At 52.6% G+C, this 230-nt stretch carries 1 protein-coding gene; it reads left to right on the top strand.

Annotation, left to right across the window (positions count from 1 at the left end):
- Nucleotides 1-206: PAS domain-containing protein (locus SB765_RS34360; protein WP_410933122.1), on the top strand; the 206-nt coding region annotated here is incomplete at its 5' end.
- Nucleotides 207-230: the final 24 nt, after the last annotated feature.

Here is a 230-nt window from a genome sequence, read left to right as displayed (position 1 = left end):
AGGTGCTGCGTAACTACCGCAAGGACGGGAGCCTGTTCTGGAATGAGTTGTCCATCACGCCTGTTAACAACGAAGCGGACCAGCTGACGTACTACATTGGTATTCAGCGGGACGTCACAGCGCAGATATGCGCCGAGGAGAAAGTACGCGAGCTTGAGGCTGAAGTGGCTGAATTGCGCTGGCAACTGGGACAGATCGAGCAATGACAAAATCTATACAAAGTCGTCTTC

Origin of the sequence: Pseudomonas sp. SIMBA_067 (assembly GCF_046534675.1) — a bacterium.
GTDB classification, from domain to species: domain Bacteria; phylum Pseudomonadota; class Gammaproteobacteria; order Pseudomonadales; family Pseudomonadaceae; genus Aquipseudomonas; species Aquipseudomonas putida.
Note: the sequence above shows the minus strand (reverse complement) of the source record. Positions and strands in the feature narration are given on the sequence as shown.